This is a genomic window from Psychroflexus longus, from assembly GCF_020164595.1.
Taxonomy (GTDB): domain Bacteria; phylum Bacteroidota; class Bacteroidia; order Flavobacteriales; family Flavobacteriaceae; genus Psychroflexus; species Psychroflexus longus.
This window is the reverse complement of the sequence record NZ_JAIQZE010000041.1, coordinates 1-255: the sequence shown is the minus strand read 5'-3', so window position 1 is coordinate 255 and position 255 is coordinate 1. Positions and strand designations below refer to the sequence as shown.

Annotated in this window: 1 pseudogene; it reads left to right on the top strand. The window is 37.6% G+C overall.

Annotation, left to right across the window (positions count from 1 at the left end):
- Positions 1–255: pseudogene (locus LB452_RS13495) on the top strand (endopeptidase La); the annotation flags it as partial.

The window sequence follows — 255 nt, the reverse complement described above, 5'->3', positions numbered from 1 at the left end:
TTCCAACATGAGCGTAGAAGTGGGGGACAAGCAAAATCTTTTAGAAACTAGTGATCTTAAGGAGAGAGCTCTTTTAACTTTAAAGCAAATGAATATTGAGTTTCAGAAATTGGAACTAAAAAATGATTTTCAATCTAAGGTTCAAAGTGATATGAGCCAGCAGCAGCGTGAATATTTCCTTCATCAGCAAATGAAGACCATCCAGGAAGAGCTAGGTGGTGTTTCATCTGAAGGTGAAGTTGAAGAAATGCGTGA